The organism is Mycobacterium sp. 1465703.0 (assembly GCF_001672975.1).
In the GTDB taxonomy this organism is placed as follows: domain Bacteria; phylum Actinomycetota; class Actinomycetes; order Mycobacteriales; family Mycobacteriaceae; genus Mycobacterium.
On sequence record NZ_LZKU01000080.1, the window covers coordinates 1 to 18,223 of the forward strand.

Here is an 18,223-nt window from a genome sequence, read left to right on the forward strand (position 1 = left end):
TCATCGGGAAGGATGTCGTAGGAGCGTTCAAAAAATGCCGGATAGCGCTCGTATTTGAAAGCTTCGAACGCGCCGATGGTGACGATCCGGTCGACCTTGTCCTCGAACTCTTCCCAGCCCTGCAGTCGCACCTCGATGTTGCGATCGGTCGACAATCCGGCCAGCTTGTTCTTGCTGTACTCAAATTGGTTGCGGCTCAACGTAATCCCGATGACGTTGACGTCATATTTCTCGATGGCGCGCCGCATGGTGGCGCCCCAGCCACAACCGATGTCCAACAACGTCATCCCGGGCTCGAGCTTCAGCTTTCCCAGCGCCAGATCGATCTTCGCCATCTGCGCCTCTTCGAGCGTCATGTCATCACGCTCAAAGTAGGCGCAGCTGTAGGTCTGAGTCGGGTCCAGGAACAAACGGAAGAAATCGTCGGACAAGTCGTAGTGAGCTTGCACATTTCCGAAATGCGGCGTGAGCTGCACTGACATCTTGATACGAGCCTTTCTATATGCGAGGAACAGGGGTATACGGCCACATGGCATCCCCGCTGATCCCCCGATACTCCCCATGCATGCTAGCCCGTGCGATGGGCCAAGTCGTTTTACCGGAGGCGCGTCCCACCCTCACATGAAATGCCTGTAATCGCCAAATACGGCAGAGCGCGCGGTGTCACGACCCGAACCCGTCCCGAAACTCCCGGGGCGGCACGATCGGCGAAGGATGGGGTTCCCCGCGGAATTTCTCCAGCGATCCGCCGACCTCGACGATTCCTTTGAGGGCATTCCAGCTCAGCATGGTCAGATAATCGATCAACTCATCGCGACTCATTCGCGGATACGACATCCAGGAGTGGGTGGCCAACTGCACGCCGCCGACGATCAGATACGCCCACGGTTCCACACCACCGGTGTCCATTCCGGCGTGTTGCATGCGCCGGCGCATCAACACCGCGAGCATGCGCGCGATGATGCGCTCGGAGTCGGCGATGACCTTGCTCTTGCTGGCCGAGCTGTTGGACATCACGAACCGGTACGGCTCGGGTTCGTTCGCGACGGTTTCCACGTACACGCGGATGACCTCGCGGGTCAGGTCGAAGCCGTCGAGGTTGGAGGTGAGCGCCGCAGCCATATTGGGAATCAGGGTGGTCTGGGTGAACCGCATCATCACAGCCGTCGTCAGGTCGTTCTTGTCGACGAAATAGCGGTACAGCACGGTTTTGGAGACTCCGATCTCGGCGGCGATCTCATCCATGCTCAGCGTGCCACCCAGTCGGCGAATCGCGTCGATCGTGCCATCGACCAACTCGTTACGACGCTCTACTTTGTGTTGATGCCAACGCCGCTTGCGCCCGTCCATTTTGACGCTCACAGCCGTGATTTGCTCTGCCACTGTCGCCAATTTCCCATTCCCTAGACGCCCTTGATCTTACGGCGTGAGGGGGTCGGGTCGTGGTCTCGGCCGGGCGTGGTTAAGACGTCGCGAACAGTGTCGTCACACCAATTCGCGGGAAAGATAGATGATGAAGTGGTGTCACATCGAGCCTCGGGGAGAGGCAAGGCGTCGGGCCCGCCGGGAGCGAGGCCCGATTCGGCGACGCCGTCGACGCCGGGCCGGGCGTCTTTAGCCGAATCTTTTGCCGGCGCCGATCCCGAGGCCGACGCGCAGCGGCGGGTGGCGCTGCGCCGGATGAAGATGGTGGCGCTGAGTTTTCTCATCGGCGCCACCGTTGTGTTTCTCGGCTGCCGGTGGGCCCAGGCGCATGCCAGCCTGGGCGCCTGGGTGGGATATGTCGGCGCCGCCGCCGAGGCAGGGATGGTCGGCGCGCTGGCGGACTGGTTCGCGGTCACTGCGCTGTTCCGGCATCCGCTGGGCATTCCCATCCCGCACACGGCGATCATCAAGCGCAAGAAAGACCAGCTGGGCGAGGGTTTGGGCACGTTCGTGCGGGAGAACTTCCTGTCGCCGGAGGTCGTCGAAACCAAGCTGCGCGACGCCCAGGTGTCCGGCAGGCTCGGTAAGTGGCTGTCGGAAGCCGCCCATGCCCAGCGGGTGGCCAGCGAAACGGCCACGGTGCTGCGGGTACTGGTCGAACTCCTGCGCGACGACGACGTCCAGCAGGTGATCGACCGGATGATCGTGCGTCGCATCGCCGAACCGCAGTGGGGTCCACCGGTCGGGCGGGTGCTGGCGACCTTGCTGGCCGAGCACCGGCAGGAGGCGCTCATTCAGTTGCTGGCCGACCGGGCATTTCAGTGGTCGCTGAGGGCCGGCGAGGTCATCCAGCGGGTCGTGGAGCGTGACTCACCGACCTGGTCGCCACGCTTCGTCGACCATCTGGTGGGCGACCGCATCCACCGCGAGCTGATGGACTTCACCGACAAGGTGCGGCGCAACCCCGATCACGAGTTGCGCCGGTCGGCCACTCGCTTCCTGTTCGACTTCGCCGATGACCTGCAACACGATCCGGAGACCATCGCGCGCGCCGACGCGATCAAGGAGCAGCTGATGGCGCGCGACGAGATCGCCAACGCCGCCGCGACCGCGTGGCGGACGCTGAAGCGGCTGGTCCTCGAGGGCGTGGATGACCCGTCCAGCGCTCTGCGCACCCGGATCGCGGACACCGTGGTCCGCATCGGGGAATCGCTGCGCGACGACGCCGACCTGCGCGACAAGGTGGACAACTGGCTGGTGCGGGCGGCCCAGCATCTGGTGTCCCAATATGGGGTGGAGATCACGGCGATCATCACCGACACGATCGAACGCTGGGATGCCGAGGAGGCCAGTCGGCGGATCGAGTTGCACGTCGGCCGTGACCTGCAATTTATCCGGATCAACGGAACGGTGGTCGGCTCGCTGGCCGGCCTGGTGATCTATACCGTCGCGCAGCTGCTGGTCTAGCGATTTCTAGCAGTGCTAACAAGTGCTTGCAATAGCAAGCACTTGTAGTAGTCTGGTGCCCGTCAAGATCAGCCGTCCGACCGGGAGCACGCCATGACACCCGAGGAGAAGCTCTCCGCCAAGGTGTCCAACGCTGCCTCCGACATGGCCTCGGACATCGGCAGCTTCATCCGTAGCCAGCGTGAACTCGCGCAGGTGTCGGTGCGCCAGCTCGCCGAAAAGTCCGGGGTCAGCAATCCATATCTGAGCCAGGTGGAGCGGGGACTGCGTAAACCCTCCGCCGACGTCTTGAACCAGATCGCGAAGGCCCTCCGGGTGTCCGCCGAGGTTCTCTATGTGCGTGCCGGGATTCTCGAGCCCAGCGATAAAAGTCAGGTGCGGGACGCGATCGTCACCGACACTGCGATCACCGAGCGCCAAAAGCAAATTCTGCTCGATATCTATTCATCGTTCGCGCAGCAAAACGAATCGATCCAAGAGGAGTGTCCGACCGAATCCGACAGCGAGTGATCAGTCCGTTCGACCCGGCGCCGAAACCATCTGTGCTGGGGGTTTGGGTCGGAATGCGGGCCTTCCACATCGCTGTAGCGAGTTGGTGATGTATAGACGACCGGCCGTCGGGGTTACCCAATGGGCAGGATCTACGGTTCCAGCCGAATTGCTGGACACAACGCCCCGGCTCTGGCGGCCCCAGTTGCGAAGGAGACGTTTGCACCTAACTTCTCGACCAGAGAGCTGATAGCACGAAATAAAACCGATAGCGAAAACACCATGAAAGGAAGAACCATGGCGGAAAACACCAACATCGACGACTTGCGGGCACCGCTGCTCGCGGCCCTGGGCGCGGCCGACCTGGCCCTGGCCACCGTCAACGACCTGATCGCCGGCCTGCGCGAGCGCGCCGAGGAGACCCGCGCCGAAACCCGCACCCGGGTGGAAGAGCGCCGTGCTCGGCTGACCAAGCTGCAGGAGGACCTGCCCGAGCAGTTCACCGAGCTGCGCGACAAATTCACCGCCGACGAGCTGCGTAGGGCCGCCGAGGGTTACCTGGAGGCAGCCACCAGCCGGTACAACGAGCTGGTCGAGCGCGGCGAGGTGGCCCTGCAGCGGCTGCGTAACCAGACCGGCTTCGAGGACGCCTCCGCGCGCGCCGAGGGCTACGTCGACCAGGCCGTCGAGCTGACCCAGGAAGCCCTGGGCACCGTCGCATCGCAGACCCGCGCGGTCGGTGAGCGCGCCGCCAAGTTGGTCGGCATCGAGCTGCCCGGCAAGAGCGAAGCGCCCGCCAAGAAGGCCCAGAAGGCTCCGGCCAAGAAGGCCCCCGCCAAGAAGGCTCCGGCCAAGAAGGCCCCGGCCAAGAAGGCGGCGGCCAAGAAGGTCACCCAAAAGTAGTCGGGCACGCCTACGACGTTCGGCTCCGAGTCGCCTCCGGGTGACTCGGAGTCGACGTTTTGGACGGTGCCCGCATACGCTTGAGGCGTGAGCCACCTCGTGGGAACCGTCTTGCTGGTTTTGCAGATCGCCGTCCTGGTTACGGCGATATACGCCTTCGTGCATGCGGCGCTGCAACGACCCGATGCCTATACCGCCGCCGACAAGCTGACGAAGCCGGTGTGGTTGCTGATCCTGGGAGGAGCCGTCGCCCTGACATCCATCTTGGGGTTTGTTTTCGGCGTGCTCGGTATGGCGATAGCGGCCTGTGCCGCCGGTGTGTATCTGGTCGATGTGCGGCCCAAACTGCTTGAGATACAAGGTAAGTCGCGCTAGTGGAATGAAGGCTTGGCTGACGGCGCCGATCGCGGTGTTCGTCGTTCTGTGCTGCGAAGTTCCGCACGCCGTCGCCGCGCCCGACCCCGGCGGCGGGGCCGCGAACCCGTCGGTCCCGTCCCCGCCGTACATCGACCACACCCAGTGGGCGCAGTGGCAGGGCCGCGGTAGCCTTCGGGTCTTCCCGACACCGGCCGGCCGGGTCGCCTCCAGAACCCCCGACGCCACTCTGGGCGACGAGGCCTGGGCCGAAGTGCTCGCCCTGTCCCCGGACGCCGACACCCCCGGTATGCGCGCACAGTTCGTCTGCCATTGGCAGTTCGCCGAACTCGGCCAGCCCGGCAAGGTCAGCTGGAACCTGGAGCCGTGGCGACCGGTCGTCGACGACGCCGAAATGGTGGCCTCCGGCTGCAATCCCGGCGGTCCGGAAGAATCCTTCTAATGGCAACCCAACCCGGCCGGGCGCAATTGGCGGCGTTCGTCGACCACACACTGCTCAAGCCCGAAGCAACCAACGCCGACGTGGCCGCCCTGGTGGCCGAAGCGGCCGAACTGGGCGTCTACGCGGTATGCGTGTCGCCCTCGATGGTCCCCGTCGCGGTGCAGGCCGGCGCCGGCGTACGGGTGGCCAGCGTGGCGGGTTTCCCGTCGGGCAAGCACCTTTCGGCGGTCAAGGCGCACGAGGCCGCCCTGGCCGTCGCGGCCGGTGCCGGCGAGATCGACATGGTCATCGATATCGGGGCGGCCCTGGCCGGTGAGATCGACGCGGTGCGCCGCGACGTCCAGGCCGTGCGGGGCGCGATCGGCGGAGCGGTGCTCAAGGTGATCGTGGAGTCGGCGGCGCTGTTGGCGTTGGCGGACGAGCAGACGCTGGCACAGGTATGCCGCGCCGCCGAGGACGCCGGCGCCGACTTCGTCAAAACGTCAACCGGGTTTCATCCCGCCGGCGGTGCATCCGTGCGCGCAGTCACGCTGATGGCCGAGACCGTAGGTGGGCGCCTCGGTGTGAAGGCCAGCGGCGGCATCCGCACCGCCGCTGACGCGCTGGCGATGCTGGACGCCGGCGCCACCCGGCTGGGACTGTCGGGCACCCGAGCGGTGCTCGACGGCCTCAACTAGTCGCTTGCCGTCAGAGGTTGGCGAAGCAGGGGTCGTTGTTGTTGCCGGTCGGGATACTGGCGTTACGCGTCGAAAAGTGGCTCGTCACACCCTTATCCGTGACCTGGACGCTGTCGGCGTGGATACCCAGCGGGTAATTCTTGGTCAGGTTCGAGGTGAACTCGTCCAGCGTCGACTGCACCGACTCCTTGGGCATGGTGAAACCGAGCGCGTTGAAACTGACGATCTGCAGTTGCAACCCGGTGCCCGACACCACCGGCTTGGCGGTGATGTTGTCCAACATGCCCTTGAGCTCGATGGTGCCGTCGGCCGGATGGGTCGTCACGGTGTTGGTGACGAACGGACCCAGAACCGGGATCGCGTTCTGCACCGACTGCTTGATGCCGTCGCTGGTCCAGCTGATGGTGGCGTCCAGTGCGCCGACGGTGCCCTTGGAGTTGCCGGTGTCCTTGAGCCGGACGTCGTTGATGTTGATCGAGAGCTTCATGCCCTTGGCGTCGCGGATGTTGTTGCCGGCCGTCTCCACCGAGATGTTCTTGTAGTGCTTGGTCGCCTGCTGCCACAGCATCAGCGGGGTCACGCCGAAGGACGCGGTGGCCTGGTCCTTGACCTCGCACGCCACCGCCTCGGCGACCTTGCTGTTCGCCACGTGGCGCACATACAGCTCGGCCCCGATCAATCCCGCGATGATCAGCGCTAACACGATGACGAAGATCAACACGATCGAGACCGGGTCGCGCATGAAGCGACGCTTCTTTTTGACCGGTGTCCCGTCGTCGCCGGGTTGCGCGGCCAGCCGCTCGGTCGGCCCGGCGGGCGGGGTCGGAGGAGGCGGGTAGCCGCGCTGTTGCATGTTCGGCTGCGGCGTCCCGAATCGCTCGGTCTGACCCGGCGGGGGACCGGGAGCGGGCGGTGGCGGCGGTACGTGGCCCGGGCCGCCGGTGCTGATCCGCTCGGTCGGCCGCTCGGTGGGCGGCTGGCCGAAAGGTCCCTGGTTAGAGGGACGGGCCCACTTCGACGGGTCCGGGTTCGGTGGTCCTTGTGGGTTCGTCACCCGACCGATTCTGCCCTATCAACCTGAGCAAAGTCCGAGTGGTTGCTAAGGACTGCGATGCTCTTGCGGGCCGCAGCGACCCGCTCGACCTCGATGTCGGCCACCACCAACTGCGGTTGCGCACCCGCCGACGCGACGACTTCGCCCAGTGGCGAGACCACCAGGCTGCCCCCGACTCCCGTCGGTGCACCCGACGCCGGTCCGAGGGCATCCCCGGGGTCGGCCTGACCTGCCGCCGCGACGTAGCTCATCGAATCGAGTGCGCGGGCGCGGGCCAGCAGCGTCCACTGGTCGAGTTTGCCGGGTCCGGCTCCCCAGGACGCGCAGACGGCGATCACCTGGGCGCCGCGGCGGGCCAGTTCGGTGTAGAGGGCCGGGAAACGGATGTCGTAGCACACCGTTAACCCGACCCGAACACCGTCGACGGTGATCACCACCGGGTCGTGTCCGGGCGCGACGGTGCGCGATTCGGTGAAGCCGAAGGCGTCGTACAGGTGGATCTTGTCGTAGTGGGCGACCGGCTGGCCCGGGTCGTCCAGACCGGCCGCGATCAGGGTGTTTTTCACCCGCCCGTCACCGGCCGGGGTGAACATGCCGGCGACCACGGCGGTGCCGGAGTCCGCCGCGATGCGGCGCACCCCGTCGGCCCAGGGCCCGTCAACGGGCTCGGCGACCGGCCCCAGCGGCACCCCGAACCGGCACATCGTCGCCTCCGGGAACACCACCAGCTTCGCGCCCGCGTCGGCGGCCTGACGGCTGTATTCGCGCACCAGCTGCAGGTTTGCTGCCGGGTCGGTACCGCTGAGGATCTGCGCCAGGGCGATTCGCATGAGCGCCAGCTTAGGCCCGGCGACGATGCGCGCCGCCGCGGCGGCGCGAGGAGGAGTCGGGCGATCCAGCCTAGGCCCGGCGACGATGCGCTCCTGAGCCTCAGGCCGTTTTGGCGATCCACTCTGTGGTGAAGCGCTGTTCGGCGGCGATCAGTTCGGCCAGCCGGGCGCCGATGATGTTCTCCAACTTGCCGCCGATGATCGGGACGCGCACCTGGACGGTGGCGCGAAACGTCAGCCGGGTGCCACCGGTCTCTTCGATCGGCTCCAGGACGGCGGTGCCGACCAGGCTCACCGGCGCGTCCAGGATCGAACCCTCCACCGACGCCGACGCGGCGCCGTCGCTGACCGGCCCCCACCGCTCCTCGCGCCGGATGCACAGGTCACCGGCGTGCAATTGGGTGACCATCCCCGGAAGCTTGTCGCTGCGGATCACCTGCAGCGTGACGACCTCGACGGTGTCTTCGTCACCGACCCGCATCGACTCCAGCGTGGCGACGTCGACGCCGGATCCGGCCAGCCTGGCCCGCCAGTACTCAGCATCCGTGAAGGCCCGGTGAACTTCGTCAACACTGCCGTCGTAATCGGCCGACAAGTCGAATGAACGCGGCATAGCAGGTCAGGCTACCGTTACGGGCCATGAAATCCAGCGGTGCCGGTTCGGAGTTCGCCGGTGCGCCGGTGGCCGACGCAGCGCCACTGGCGCCCCTGACCACGCTGCGGGTCGGACCGACCGCGCGCCGCCTGATCACCTGCACCACCACCGAACAGGTCATCGCCACCCTGCGCCGGTTGGACGGCGAAACAGATGGCGGGCAACGCGATCCGGTGCTGATCTTCGCCGGCGGCTCCAACCTGGTGATCTCCGACGACCTGACCGACCTGACCGCGGTGCGGCTGGCCAACGATGGCATCACCGTCGAGGGCAACCTGCTCCGCGCCCAGGCGGGCGCGGTGTGGGATGACGTCGTGGTTACCGCCATCGAGCACGGCCTCGGCGGGCTGGAATGCCTGTCCGGCATCCCCGGGTCGGCCGGGGCCACCCCGGTGCAGAACGTCGGCGCCTACGGCACCGAAGTCTCCGACACCATCACCCGGGTCCGGGTGCTGGATCGCGCCAGCGGCGAGGTGCGCTGGCTGCCGGGCCACCAACTGGGCTTCGGCTATCGCACCAGCGTCTTCAAGCAGGCTGGGCCCGAAACCCCTTCTGTGGTACTGGAAGTGGAGTTCGCGCTGGACGCATCGGGACGCAGCGCGCCGTTGCGCTACGGCGAGCTGACCGCCGTCTTGAACGTGGGCAGCGGCGAGCGCGTCGAGCCGCAAGCGGTCCGCGACGCGGTGCTGGCCCTGCGGACGCGCAAAGGCATGGTGCTCGACCCGGCCGATCACGACACCTGGAGCGTGGGTTCGTTCTTCACCAACCCGGTGGTCAGCGCGGACGTCTACCAGCGGCTGGCCGCCGCCGGCGACGGGCCGGTCCCGAATTACCCGGCGCCGGGCGGGGTGAAGTTGGCCGCGGGCTGGCTGGTGGAGCGGGCCGGCTTCGGCAAGGGCTACCCGGAGCCGGGCGCGGACGGCCGCGAACAGCCCTGCCGGTTGTCCACCAAGCATGCGTTGGCGCTGACCAACCGTGGTGGCGCCGGGTCCGAAGACGTGATTACGCTGGCCCGCACCATCCGCGACGGCGTCCGGGCTGTGTTTGGCATCACACTGGTCCCCGAGCCCGTGCTGCTGGGCTGCAGGCTGTAGCCGTAAAATCGCCGGCGCGCGTGCGGCGCCGTTTTGTCGTGGCCGGGTTGGTCGGTTTTCCCCGGTATCTTTAATTTTCGTGAACCCGTCCACCCCCCCGCGGCCGTTCAATCGGCGTGCGGCCTTGGCGACCCTCGGGCTGGGTGTGCTCGTTCCCAATGTGCTGGCCGCCTGCGGCGGCACCACCGCGAAGCAAGCCGAGAAGAAAGAGCAGCCGGCGCCGCAGCTCAAGTACCAGCCCGCCAACGCGACCGCGAACGTGGTGCCGATCGTCCCGGTCAGCGTCGAGGTGAGCGACGGCTGGCTCCAGCACGTCACGTTGTCGAATTCGTCGGGCAAGGCCGTCGCGGGCGCCTTCAATCAAGACCGCACCATCTACACCACCTCCGAGCCGCTGGGCTACGACCAGACCTACACATGGAGCGGCTCTGCCGTCGGACACGACGGCAAGGCGGTCCCGGTCGCGGGCAAGTTCACCACGGTGTCTCCCACCAAGAAGATCGGCGGGTCATTCCAGCTGGCCGACGGTCAGACCGTCGGGGTCGCAGCGCCGATCATCATCCAGTTCGACGCGCCGATCAGCGACAAGGCCGCCGTGGAAAAGGCGCTCACAGTCACCACGAATCCGCCCGTCGAGGGCAGTTGGGCGTGGCTGCCCGACGAGGCGCAGGGCGCCCGCGCGCACTGGCGCACTCGCGAGTACTACCCGGCGGGCACCACCGTCAACGTCGACGCCAAGCTCTACGGCCTGCCGTTCGGCGACAGCGCCTACGGCGCCGAGGACATCTCGCTGAACATCCAGATCGGTCGCCGGCAGGTGGTGAAGGCCGAGGTCTCGTCGCACCGCATCCAGGTGATCCGCGACGAGGGCGTCGTGATGGATTTCCCGTGTAGCTACGGCGAGGCCGACAAGGCACGCAACGTCACCCGCAACGGCATCCACGTGGTCAGCGAGAAGTACTCCGACTTCTACATGTCCAACCCGGCCGCCGGCTACAGCCACATCCACGAGCGCTGGGCGGTCCGGATCTCCAACAACGGCGAGTTCATCCACGCCAACCCGGCCAGTTCCGGCGCGCAGGGCAACACCAACGTCACCAACGGCTGCATCAATCTGTCGACCGCCGATGCCGAGCAGTACTACCAGTCGGCGATGTACGGCGACCCGGTCGAGGTGACCGGAAGCTCGATCCAGCTGTCCTACTCCGACGGCGACCTCTGGGACTGGGCCGTGGACTGGGACACCTGGGTCGCCATGTCCGCGCTGCCGCCACCGACCGCGCGCCCGCCGTCAACGCAAATCCCGGTGACCGCGCCGGTCACGCCGTCCAACGCCCCGACCCTGTCGGGCACTCCGACCACGTCGACGACGCCGGGCAGCACCGGCCCGGCTACCCCTGGCGGTTAAACCGGGAGGTCGTCGCCTGATCGCGCGGCTTCATCACGATCAGGTCCAGGTTGACGTGCGACGGGCGCGAGGCGACAAACCCGATCACCTCGGCCACGTCGTCGGCCACCAACGGGGTGATGCCGGTGTAGACGGCCCCCGCGCGTTGCTCATCGCCGTCGAAGCGGACCAACGAGAACTCCGTTTCGACCGCGCCCGGCGCTATCTCGGTCAGCCGCACCGGCTTGCCCAATAGCTCGCCGCGCAACGTGCGGTGCAGCGCTCCCTGAGCGTGCTTGGCCCCCGTGTATCCTGCGCCGCCGTCGTAAACCTCAAGCGCCGCAACGGAAGTGATCGTGACGATCAGCCCGTCGCCGGAGTCGATCAGCTTGGGCAACAACGCGCGGGTGACCCGCAGGGTGCCGATCACGTTGGTCTCCCACATCCACCGCCAGTGCTCGAGATCGGCATCGGCGACCGGTGCCAGGCCCCGGGCGCCACCGGCGTTGTTGACCAGCACATCGACCCGGTCCACTTTGCTCGCCAATGTTTCGATCGCCGCCTCATCTGTGACATCGGCCACAATCGCGGTACCGCCTATTTCATTGGCCAGCGCCTCAATCCGGTCCGCCCGGCGTGCCACCGCCACGACGTGAAAGCCCTGCGCAGCCAGCGTTCGGGCGGTTGCTGCGCCGATTCCCGAGCTGGCCCCGGTGATCACCGCGACCCGTTTATTCCTGCCAGTTTTAACCATCGAAACAACCTTAACGAACGTGCTAGATTTTGCGTGTGCTCCTTAGCGCCCTGTCCAACACCACGACCACCGCGTGTCTTTGCGCGGCGGGTGCGTGTTGTTGCTGCGCACTTTGCCGCTCCTGACCCCAGCCAGGTGTGGCCAAGACGGCCAGCAAAATTCGGACATAAGGACGCTCGTGCGCACCAATACCCTCACCCATCCCCATCATTCGACCACCCGTGCCGTGGGGCACTTGCCTGGTCAAAAAGGCCACCGCTCGCTGCGCCGGCAGATCGTGCCGCCGGCGCTGCACATTCCCGACTCGGCGGCGGCCTCCGTCTTCCGGGCCGTCCGGCTACGTGGCCCGGTCGGCCGTGACGTCATCGCCGGCGTCACCTCGCTGAGCATCGCTACGGTCAACCGCCAGGTCATCGCGTTACTGGAAGCGGGTCTGCTCCGTGAGCGCGCCGACCTCGCCGTCTCCGGGGCCATCGGCCGGCCACGCGTGCCGGTGGAGGTCAACCACGAGCCGTTCGTGACGCTGGGCATTCACATCGGTGCGCGCACCACCAGCATCGTGGCCACCGACCTGTTCGGCCGCACCCTCGACACAGTGGAAACCCCGACCCCGCGCAACCCTGCGGGGCCCGCCCTGGCGTCGCTGGCCGACAGCGCCCGCCGGTACCTGCGGCGTTGGCATCGTCGGCGGCCGCTGTGGGTCGGGGTCGCCATCGGCGGCACCGTCGACAGCGCCACCGGCCAGGTCGATCACCCGCGGCTGGGCTGGCGGCAGGCGCCGGTCGGCCAGGTGCTGGCCGATGCGCTGGGCCTGCCGGTATCGGTGGCTTCGCACGTCGACGCCATGGCCGGCGCCGAACTGCTGCTGGGCATGCGGCGATTCCTGCCCAGCTCGCCGACCAGCCTGTACGTCTACGCCCGCGAAACGGTGGGCTACGCGCTGGTGATCGGCGGCCGGGTGCACGTCCCGGCCAGCGGTCCGGGCACCATCGCAACCCTGCCGGCCAACTCCGAATTGCTCGGCGGCACCGGCCAGCTGGAATCCACCGTCAGCGACGAAGCTGTGGTGGCCGTCGCCCGTGAGCAGCGAATCCTGCCGTTTGCCCCGGCGAACCGCGCCACCGGATCCGCGACCGGTATCTCCGACCTGTTGCGGATGGCCCGGGCCGGCAACCAGCCGGCCAAGGACCTGCTGGCCGAGCGGGGCCGCGTGCTTGGTGAAGCGGTCGCGTTGCTGCGCGACATGCTCAATCCCGACGAACTGGTGGTCGGCGGCCAGGCCTTCACCGAGTATCCCGAGGGGATGCAGCAGGTGGAGTCGGCGTTCGCCGCACGCTCGGTGCTGGGACCCCGTGACATCCGGCTTACCGCCTTCGGCAACCGGGTGCAGGAGGCCGGCGCGGGGACGGTATCGCTGTCCGGCTTGTATGCCGACCCGCTGGGTGCGATGCGGCGTGCCGGGGCGCTGGATGCCCGGCTGCGTGACGCGGCTCGCGACGAGTCGACCGCCTGACGCGACTGTCTGTCCAGCGCGCTTGGGCTGGCCGGCGGTCGATCCTGTAAAGATGACAGAGTGCGGCACGATCACGTTTTCCGGCTGAATGAACCGCGCCGGGTCGCAGTGTTGGCGGTCCACACCTCACCACTGGCCCAGCCCGGCACCGGCGATGCGGGCGGCATGAACGTCTACGTGCTGCAGACCGCGTTGCACCTGGCGCGCCGCGGCATCGAGGTGGAGATCTTCACCAGGGCGACCGCGTCCGCCGATCCGCCAGTCGAGCGAGTGGTGCCCGGGGTGCTGGTCCGCAACGTGGTGGCGGGCCCGTTCGAGGGTCTGGACAAATACGACCTGCCCACCCAGCTGTGCGCGTTCGCGGCCGGGGTGTTGCGCGCTGAGGCGTCGCACGAGCCGGGCTACTACGACATCGTGCACTCGCACTATTGGCTTTCCGGACAGGTCGGCTGGCTGGCCCGCGATCGCTGGGCGGTGCCGCTGGTGCACACCGCCCACACCCTTGCCGCGGTGAAGAACGCGGCGCTCGCCGAGGGGGACTCGCCCGAACCGCCGTTGCGCACGGTAGGCGAGCAGCAGGTGGTCGACGAGGCGGACCGGTTGATCGTCAACACCGACGACGAAGCCAGGCAACTGATCTCGATTCATCATGCGGACCCGGCCAGGATCGACGTCGTTCACCCCGGAGTGGATCTCGACGTGTTTCGCCCCGGCGACCGCCGAGCCGCGCGGGCCGCACTGGGCCTGCCGCTCGACGAGGACATCGTGGCGTTCGTCGGTCGCATCCAGCCGCTGAAGGCACCCGACATCGTGTTGCGCGCGGCCGCGAAGCTGCCCGGGGTGCGCATCGTGGTGGCCGGCGGGCCGTCGGGTAGCGGCTTGGCCTCCCCGGACGGATTGGTCCGGCTGGCCGACCAGCTGGGTATCACCGAACGCGTGACCTTCCTGCCCCCGCAGTCCCGCCCGAACCTGGCCACCTTGTTCCAGGCGACGAATCTTGTTGCGGTGCCCAGCTATTCGGAGTCGTTCGGGCTGGTGGCGCTCGAGGCGCAGGCGTGCGGGACCCCGGTGGTGGCGGCCGCGGTGGGCGGCCTGCCGGTGGCCGTGCGGGACGGGGTCACCGGCACGCTGGTGGCCGGGCACGACGTCGATCATTGGGCCGATGCGCTGGGCCGGTTGTTGCGCTCGCCCGCGGCGCAAGCCGAGGCGATGGGACGCGCCGCCGCCGCACATGCGGCCACGTTCTCCTGGGATCACACCACCGACGCGCTGTTGGCCAGCTACCGTCGGGCGATCCGCGAATACACCGCCGAACGTCGTGGGGTGGGCGCATGAGCGCCTCAACCGTTGAGCAGGTGATCGAGGACGCGCTGCAGGACAGCGGCCTGAACTACTCGAAACATGCTGGGGCACACGGCGGTCCGTCAGGTCTGGTGGTGGAACTACCCGGCGAGCGCAAGCTCAAGACCAACACCATCTTGAGCGTCGGCGAGCATTCGGTGCGCGTGGAGGCGTTCGTGTGCCGCAAGCCCGATGAGAACCACGAAGGCGTCTACCGCTTCTTGCTCAAGCGCAACCGCCGCCTCTACGGCGTGGCCTACACACTCGACAACGTCGGGGACATCTATCTAGTCGGCCGCATGTCGCTGGCCTCGGTGGACGCCGACGAACTCGACCGAGTGCTCGGGCAGGTGCTCGAAGCGGTGGATTCGGACTTCAACACGTTGCTGGAGTTGGGTTTTCGCTCGTCTATCCAGAAAGAGTGGGAGTGGCGGGTGTCGCGCGGTGAGTCGCTGAAGAACCTGGAGGCGTTCGCTCACTTGATCGATGATGACGACGATGACGATGACGACCGCTGAATGAGTGCGTGAGAGACTAACCGGCATGGGTGATACCGCCACGCTGGTGCTGCTTCGCCACGGCGAAAGCGAATGGAACTCGCTGAACCTCTTCACGGGCTGGGTCGACGTGGGCCTCACCGAGAAGGGCCGGACCGAAGCCGTACGCAGCGGCGAGCTGCTGACCGAGAACGACCTGTTGCCCGACATCGTCTACACCTCGTTGCTGCGCCGGGCCATCTCCACCGCCCATCTGACGCTGGACGCCGCCGACCGGTTGTGGATTCCGGTGCGGCGTACCTGGCGGCTCAACGAACGCCACTACGGCGCGCTGCAGGGCCTGGACAAGGCTGAGACCAAGGCGCGCTACGGCGAAGAGCAGTTCATGGCCTGGCGGCGCAGCTACGACACGCCGCCCCCGCCCATCGAGAAGGGCAGCACGTACAGCCAGGACACCGACCCGCGGTACGCCGACATCGGCGGCGGCCCGCTCACCGAGTGCCTCGCCGACGTCGTCGTACGTTTCCTGCCGTATTTCACCGACGTCATCGTTCCGGACCTGCGCAGCGGCAAGACGGTGCTGATCGTGGCGCACGGCAATTCGCTGCGTGCCCTGGTCAAGCACCTCGATCGGGTGTCCGACGACGAGATCGCCGGATTGAACATCCCGACCGGCATCCCGCTGCGCTACGACCTGGACGCTGACCTGCGGCCCGTGGTGTCCGGGGGCACCTATCTGGACCCGGAGGCGGCCGCCGCCGGGGCCGCCGCGGTTGCCAGCCAGGGCCGTGGCTGAGTTTGGTGCGGCCGGCCCTTTTCGGCGGCAAAGGCCATTTAGCCAAACATCACGTGAACGGGAGCGGAACACCTGTTGCGCATGGTGTGACTTGTCCGATTTTGGCCTCGTTCCGCTAGGGCAGCGTTCAGGAAGATTTGTAGGATTTGCTATGTGACTGTGTTCTCGGCGCTGTTGCTGGCCGGGGTTTTAGCCGTGCTGGCGTTGGCCGCAGGCGTAGCGGTCGGGGTCCGGCTGTCACCAAAGGCAGTGCATCGTCGCCAACGGGTCGGCACCGAATGGACCGGGATCACCGTCGCGCAGATGCTGCAACGCATCGTGGCGCTGATGCCGCTGGGCGCGGCGGTGGTGGACGCCCATCGCGACGTCGTCTACCTCAATGACCGGGCCAAGGAGTTGGGCCTGGTGCGCGACCGCCAGCTCGATGACCAGGCCTGGGAGGCGGCGCAGCAGGCGCTGACCGGGATCGACGTCGAATTCGACCTGCAGCCGGTGAAACGGTCGGGTGGTCGCTCCGGGCTCTCGGTGCACGGGCAGGCCCGGTTGCTCAGCGAAGAAGACCGCCGCTTTGCCGTGGTCTTCGCCCACGATCAGTCCGACTACGCGCGGATGGAAGCGACCAGGCGCGACTTTGTGGCCAACGTCAGCCATGAGCTCAAGACCCCGGTGGGCGCCATGGCGCTGCTCGCCGAGGCGCTGCTGGCGTCGTCCGACGACTCCGAAACCGTGCGGCGCTTTGCCGAGAAGGTGCTCGTCGAAGCCAACCGGCTGGGGGACATGGTTGCCGAGTTGATCGAGCTGTCGCGACTGCAGGGTGCTGAACGGCTGCCCAACGTCATCGAGGTTGACGTCGATAAGGTTGTGAACGAAGCGATTTCGCGTCACAAGGTGGCAGCCGACAACACCGATATCGAGGTCCGCACTGACGCGCCCAGCGGTTTGCGGGTACTGGGCGACGAAACGCTGTTGGTCACCGCGTTGGCCAACCTGGTGTCCAACGCCATCGCTTATTCGCCGCCGGGTTCGCCGGTGTCGATCAGCCGCCGCCGCCGCGGCGAGAACATCGAGATCGCGGTCACCGACCGCGGCATCGGGATCGCCCTGGAAGACCAGGAGCGGGTTTTCGAGCGGTTCTTCCGGGGGGACAAGGCCCGTTCGCGCGCCACCGGTGGCAGCGGGCTGGGGCTCGCTATCGTCAAACACGTGGCGGCCAACCACAACGGCAGCATCGGAGTGTGGAGCAAACCTGGCACCGGATCGACATTCACTCTTTCCATTCCGGCGGCCGTGGCGTCTCATCGAGATGACGGCGAATCCGAGCAACCGCAGGGTCGTGAAGCGCGGCCCAACCGGTCACAACGAGAGGAAGAACTAAGTCGATGACCCGCGCGTATGACCATGCAGAGCGCAGCAATGAGGAGGACTCGCGCCGATGACCAGTGTGCTGATTGTGGAGGATGAGGAGTCGCTGGCCGACCCGCTGGCGTTCCTGCTCCGCAAGGAGGGTTTCGAGGCCACCGTGGTAACCGACGGGTCGGCCGCGCTCGCCGAGTTTGACCGCGGCGGCGCCGACATCGTTCTGCTCGACTTGATGCTGCCCGGAATTTCCGGCACTGACGTGTGCAAGCAACTGCGTGCGCGTTCCAGCGTGCCGGTGATCATGGTGACCGCCCGCGACAGCGAGATCGACAAGGTTGTGGGGCTCGAGCTGGGCGCCGATGACTATGTGACCAAGCCGTATTCGGCGCGTGAATTGATCGCGCGGATCCGGGCGGTGTTGCGCCGCGGCGGCGACGACGATTCCGAGATCAGCGATGGTGTGCTCGAGTCCGGCCCGGTGCGGATGGACGTCGAACGCCACGTCGTTTCGGTGAATGGCGACACGATTACTCTGCCGCTCAAGGAATTCGACCTACTCGAATATCTGATGCGCAACAGCGGCCGGGTGCTGACCCGGGGACAGTTGATCGATCGGGTATGGGGTGCTGACTACGTCGGCGACACCAAGACGCTCGACGTCCACGTCAAGCGCTTGCGGTCCAAGATCGAAGCCGACCCGGCCAATCCGGTGCACCTGGTGACGGTGCGCGGACTGGGCTACAAGCTGGAAGGCTAGATTCTCTCGTTGATCTCGGGCGCCTCGGCCCCGCGCAGGCCCACCTCGGCGTGTGCGAGCACCGTCCAGCGCCGCCGACCGATCTCGATGTGGATCTCCGCATGTTCAGTGTTGGTGCACACCGCGGTGCCGCCGTCGGGATCGGTGTAGCCCAGACTCACGCATCGGTCCGGCGGCTGCTCGACCCGGATGAGCACGCGGCGACCGCTGATGCGACCCGCTAGCTGCCAGTGCCGCGGGCTGAGCCTTGTCCGCATCCACAGCGACGGCAAAGTGCTTGCGGGCCAATCCCTTCCGTCGAGGCGAAAGCGCACGAACGCCAGCGGCGCGAGCCTGCGCAGGCCCGGCTTGTGTGACACGGCGGCGACCACCTCCAGGACGTCGCCGCCACCGAGGTCGGCGTGGATC

The 18,223-nt window shown here is 66.9% G+C and carries 20 protein-coding genes and 1 pseudogene; 14 read left to right on the forward strand and 7 right to left on the reverse strand.

Annotated elements, in window-relative coordinates:
- Positions 1–482 (reverse strand): class I SAM-dependent methyltransferase (locus tag A5625_RS07455; RefSeq protein WP_156748025.1); only part of this gene is annotated, 482 nt, incomplete at its 3' end.
- Positions 483–663: 181 nt separating this feature from the next.
- On the reverse strand, positions 664–1,383 hold the full coding sequence (locus A5625_RS07460) for a TetR/AcrR family transcriptional regulator (protein ID WP_066990960.1): 720 nt from the start codon (positions 1,381–1,383) through the stop codon (positions 664–666).
- Positions 1,384–1,518: 135 nt separating this feature from the next.
- On the opposite strand from A5625_RS07460, the gene A5625_RS07465 reads away from it, so the two are divergent.
- The 6 genes from A5625_RS07465 (at position 1,519) to deoC (ending at position 5,778) form a co-directional block, all read left to right on the forward strand.
- The gene (locus tag A5625_RS07465) at positions 1,519–2,892 is read left to right on the forward strand and encodes a DUF445 domain-containing protein (protein ID WP_066990963.1); all 1,374 of its coding nucleotides are present in this window, start codon (positions 1,519–1,521) and stop codon (positions 2,890–2,892) included.
- 93 nt (positions 2,893–2,985) lie between these two features.
- Positions 2,986–3,402 (forward strand): helix-turn-helix domain-containing protein, encoded by a 417-nt coding sequence (locus A5625_RS07470; protein ID WP_066990966.1) that lies wholly within the window; start codon positions 2,986–2,988, stop codon positions 3,400–3,402.
- Between the two features lie 276 nt (positions 3,403–3,678).
- Positions 3,679–4,284: a heparin-binding hemagglutinin HbhA gene (gene hbhA / locus A5625_RS07475; protein WP_066990971.1), complete on the forward strand. Its 606-nt coding sequence runs from the start codon at positions 3,679–3,681 to the stop codon at positions 4,282–4,284.
- 87 nt (positions 4,285–4,371) lie between these two features.
- Positions 4,372–4,659 carry a DUF2516 family protein gene (locus A5625_RS07480; protein WP_066990974.1) on the forward strand — a complete coding sequence of 96 codons (288 nt, stop codon included), beginning with the start codon at positions 4,372–4,374 and terminating at the stop codon, positions 4,657–4,659.
- A gap of 4 nt (positions 4,660–4,663) precedes the next feature.
- Positions 4,664–5,101 (forward strand): DUF2599 domain-containing protein, encoded by a 438-nt coding sequence (locus A5625_RS07485; protein WP_066990976.1) that lies wholly within the window; start codon positions 4,664–4,666, stop codon positions 5,099–5,101.
- Positions 5,101–5,778: a deoxyribose-phosphate aldolase gene (gene deoC / locus A5625_RS07490; protein WP_066990979.1), complete on the forward strand. Its 678-nt coding sequence runs from the start codon at positions 5,101–5,103 to the stop codon at positions 5,776–5,778. The genes A5625_RS07485 and deoC overlap by 1 nt, the downstream gene beginning before the upstream one ends.
- A 10-nt stretch (positions 5,779–5,788) precedes the next feature.
- Here deoC and A5625_RS07495 read toward each other — a convergent pair whose 3' ends face one another.
- The 3 genes from A5625_RS07495 to A5625_RS07505 form a co-directional block, all read right to left on the reverse strand.
- The gene (locus A5625_RS07495) at positions 5,789–6,832 is read right to left on the reverse strand and encodes a DUF2993 domain-containing protein (RefSeq protein WP_066990981.1); all 1,044 of its coding nucleotides are present in this window, start codon (positions 6,830–6,832) and stop codon (positions 5,789–5,791) included.
- The gene (locus A5625_RS07500) at positions 6,829–7,662 is read right to left on the reverse strand and encodes a carbon-nitrogen hydrolase family protein (protein WP_066990984.1); all 834 of its coding nucleotides are present in this window, start codon (positions 7,660–7,662) and stop codon (positions 6,829–6,831) included. Before A5625_RS07500 ends, A5625_RS07495 begins: the two co-directional genes overlap by 4 nt.
- Before the next feature lie 100 nt (positions 7,663–7,762).
- On the reverse strand, positions 7,763–8,275 hold the full coding sequence (locus tag A5625_RS07505) for a DUF2505 domain-containing protein (protein WP_066990987.1): 513 nt from the start codon (positions 8,273–8,275) through the stop codon (positions 7,763–7,765).
- Positions 8,276–8,301: 26 nt separating this feature from the next.
- Here A5625_RS07505 and A5625_RS07510 point away from each other — a divergent pair, with 26 nt between their 5' ends.
- On the forward strand, positions 8,302–9,411 hold the full coding sequence (locus A5625_RS07510) for a UDP-N-acetylmuramate dehydrogenase (protein WP_066990990.1): 1,110 nt from the start codon (positions 8,302–8,304) through the stop codon (positions 9,409–9,411).
- Between the two features lie 79 nt (positions 9,412–9,490).
- Positions 9,491–10,819 (forward strand): Ig-like domain-containing protein, encoded by a 1,329-nt coding sequence (locus A5625_RS07515; protein WP_066990993.1) that lies wholly within the window; start codon positions 9,491–9,493, stop codon positions 10,817–10,819.
- Here the strand turns inward: A5625_RS07515 and A5625_RS07520 are convergent.
- Positions 10,803–11,552 carry an SDR family oxidoreductase gene (locus A5625_RS07520; RefSeq protein ID WP_066990996.1) on the reverse strand — a complete coding sequence of 250 codons (750 nt, stop codon included), beginning with the start codon at positions 11,550–11,552 and terminating at the stop codon, positions 10,803–10,805. The two genes, A5625_RS07515 and A5625_RS07520, sit on opposite strands and share 17 nt — an antisense overlap.
- Positions 11,553–11,778: 226 nt before the next feature.
- On the opposite strand from A5625_RS07520, the gene A5625_RS07530 reads away from it, so the two are divergent.
- The 6 genes from A5625_RS07530 (at position 11,779) to regX (ending at position 17,815) form a co-directional block, all read left to right on the forward strand.
- Positions 11,779–13,065, forward strand: coding sequence for an ROK family protein (locus tag A5625_RS07530; RefSeq protein WP_369829993.1), 1,287 nt, complete (start codon positions 11,779–11,781; stop codon positions 13,063–13,065).
- Positions 13,066–13,125: 60 nt separating this feature from the next.
- Complete coding sequence (mshA, locus tag A5625_RS07535; RefSeq protein WP_066991001.1) at positions 13,126–14,400, forward strand: D-inositol-3-phosphate glycosyltransferase; 1,275 nt, start codon at positions 13,126–13,128, stop codon at positions 14,398–14,400.
- The gene (locus A5625_RS07540; RefSeq protein ID WP_066991004.1) at positions 14,397–14,924 is read left to right on the forward strand and encodes a YbjN domain-containing protein; all 528 of its coding nucleotides are present in this window, start codon (positions 14,397–14,399) and stop codon (positions 14,922–14,924) included. The genes mshA and A5625_RS07540 overlap by 4 nt, the downstream gene beginning before the upstream one ends.
- 25 nt (positions 14,925–14,949) lie before the next feature.
- Positions 14,950–15,699: a phosphoglyceromutase gene (locus A5625_RS07545; protein WP_066991007.1), complete on the forward strand. Its 750-nt coding sequence runs from the start codon at positions 14,950–14,952 to the stop codon at positions 15,697–15,699.
- A 153-nt stretch (positions 15,700–15,852) separates the two neighbouring features.
- Complete coding sequence (locus tag A5625_RS07550) at positions 15,853–17,082, forward strand: cell wall metabolism sensor histidine kinase WalK (protein ID WP_156748026.1); 1,230 nt, start codon at positions 15,853–15,855, stop codon at positions 17,080–17,082.
- Between the two features lie 49 nt (positions 17,083–17,131).
- Positions 17,132–17,815: a two-component sensory transduction protein RegX gene (gene regX, locus A5625_RS07555; RefSeq protein WP_066991009.1), complete on the forward strand. Its 684-nt coding sequence runs from the start codon at positions 17,132–17,134 to the stop codon at positions 17,813–17,815.
- On the opposite strand, the pseudogene A5625_RS07560 reads toward regX, so the two are convergent.
- Positions 17,812–18,223: pseudogene (locus A5625_RS07560) on the reverse strand (hypothetical protein); the annotation flags it as partial. The gene regX and the pseudogene A5625_RS07560 overlap by 4 nt on opposite strands.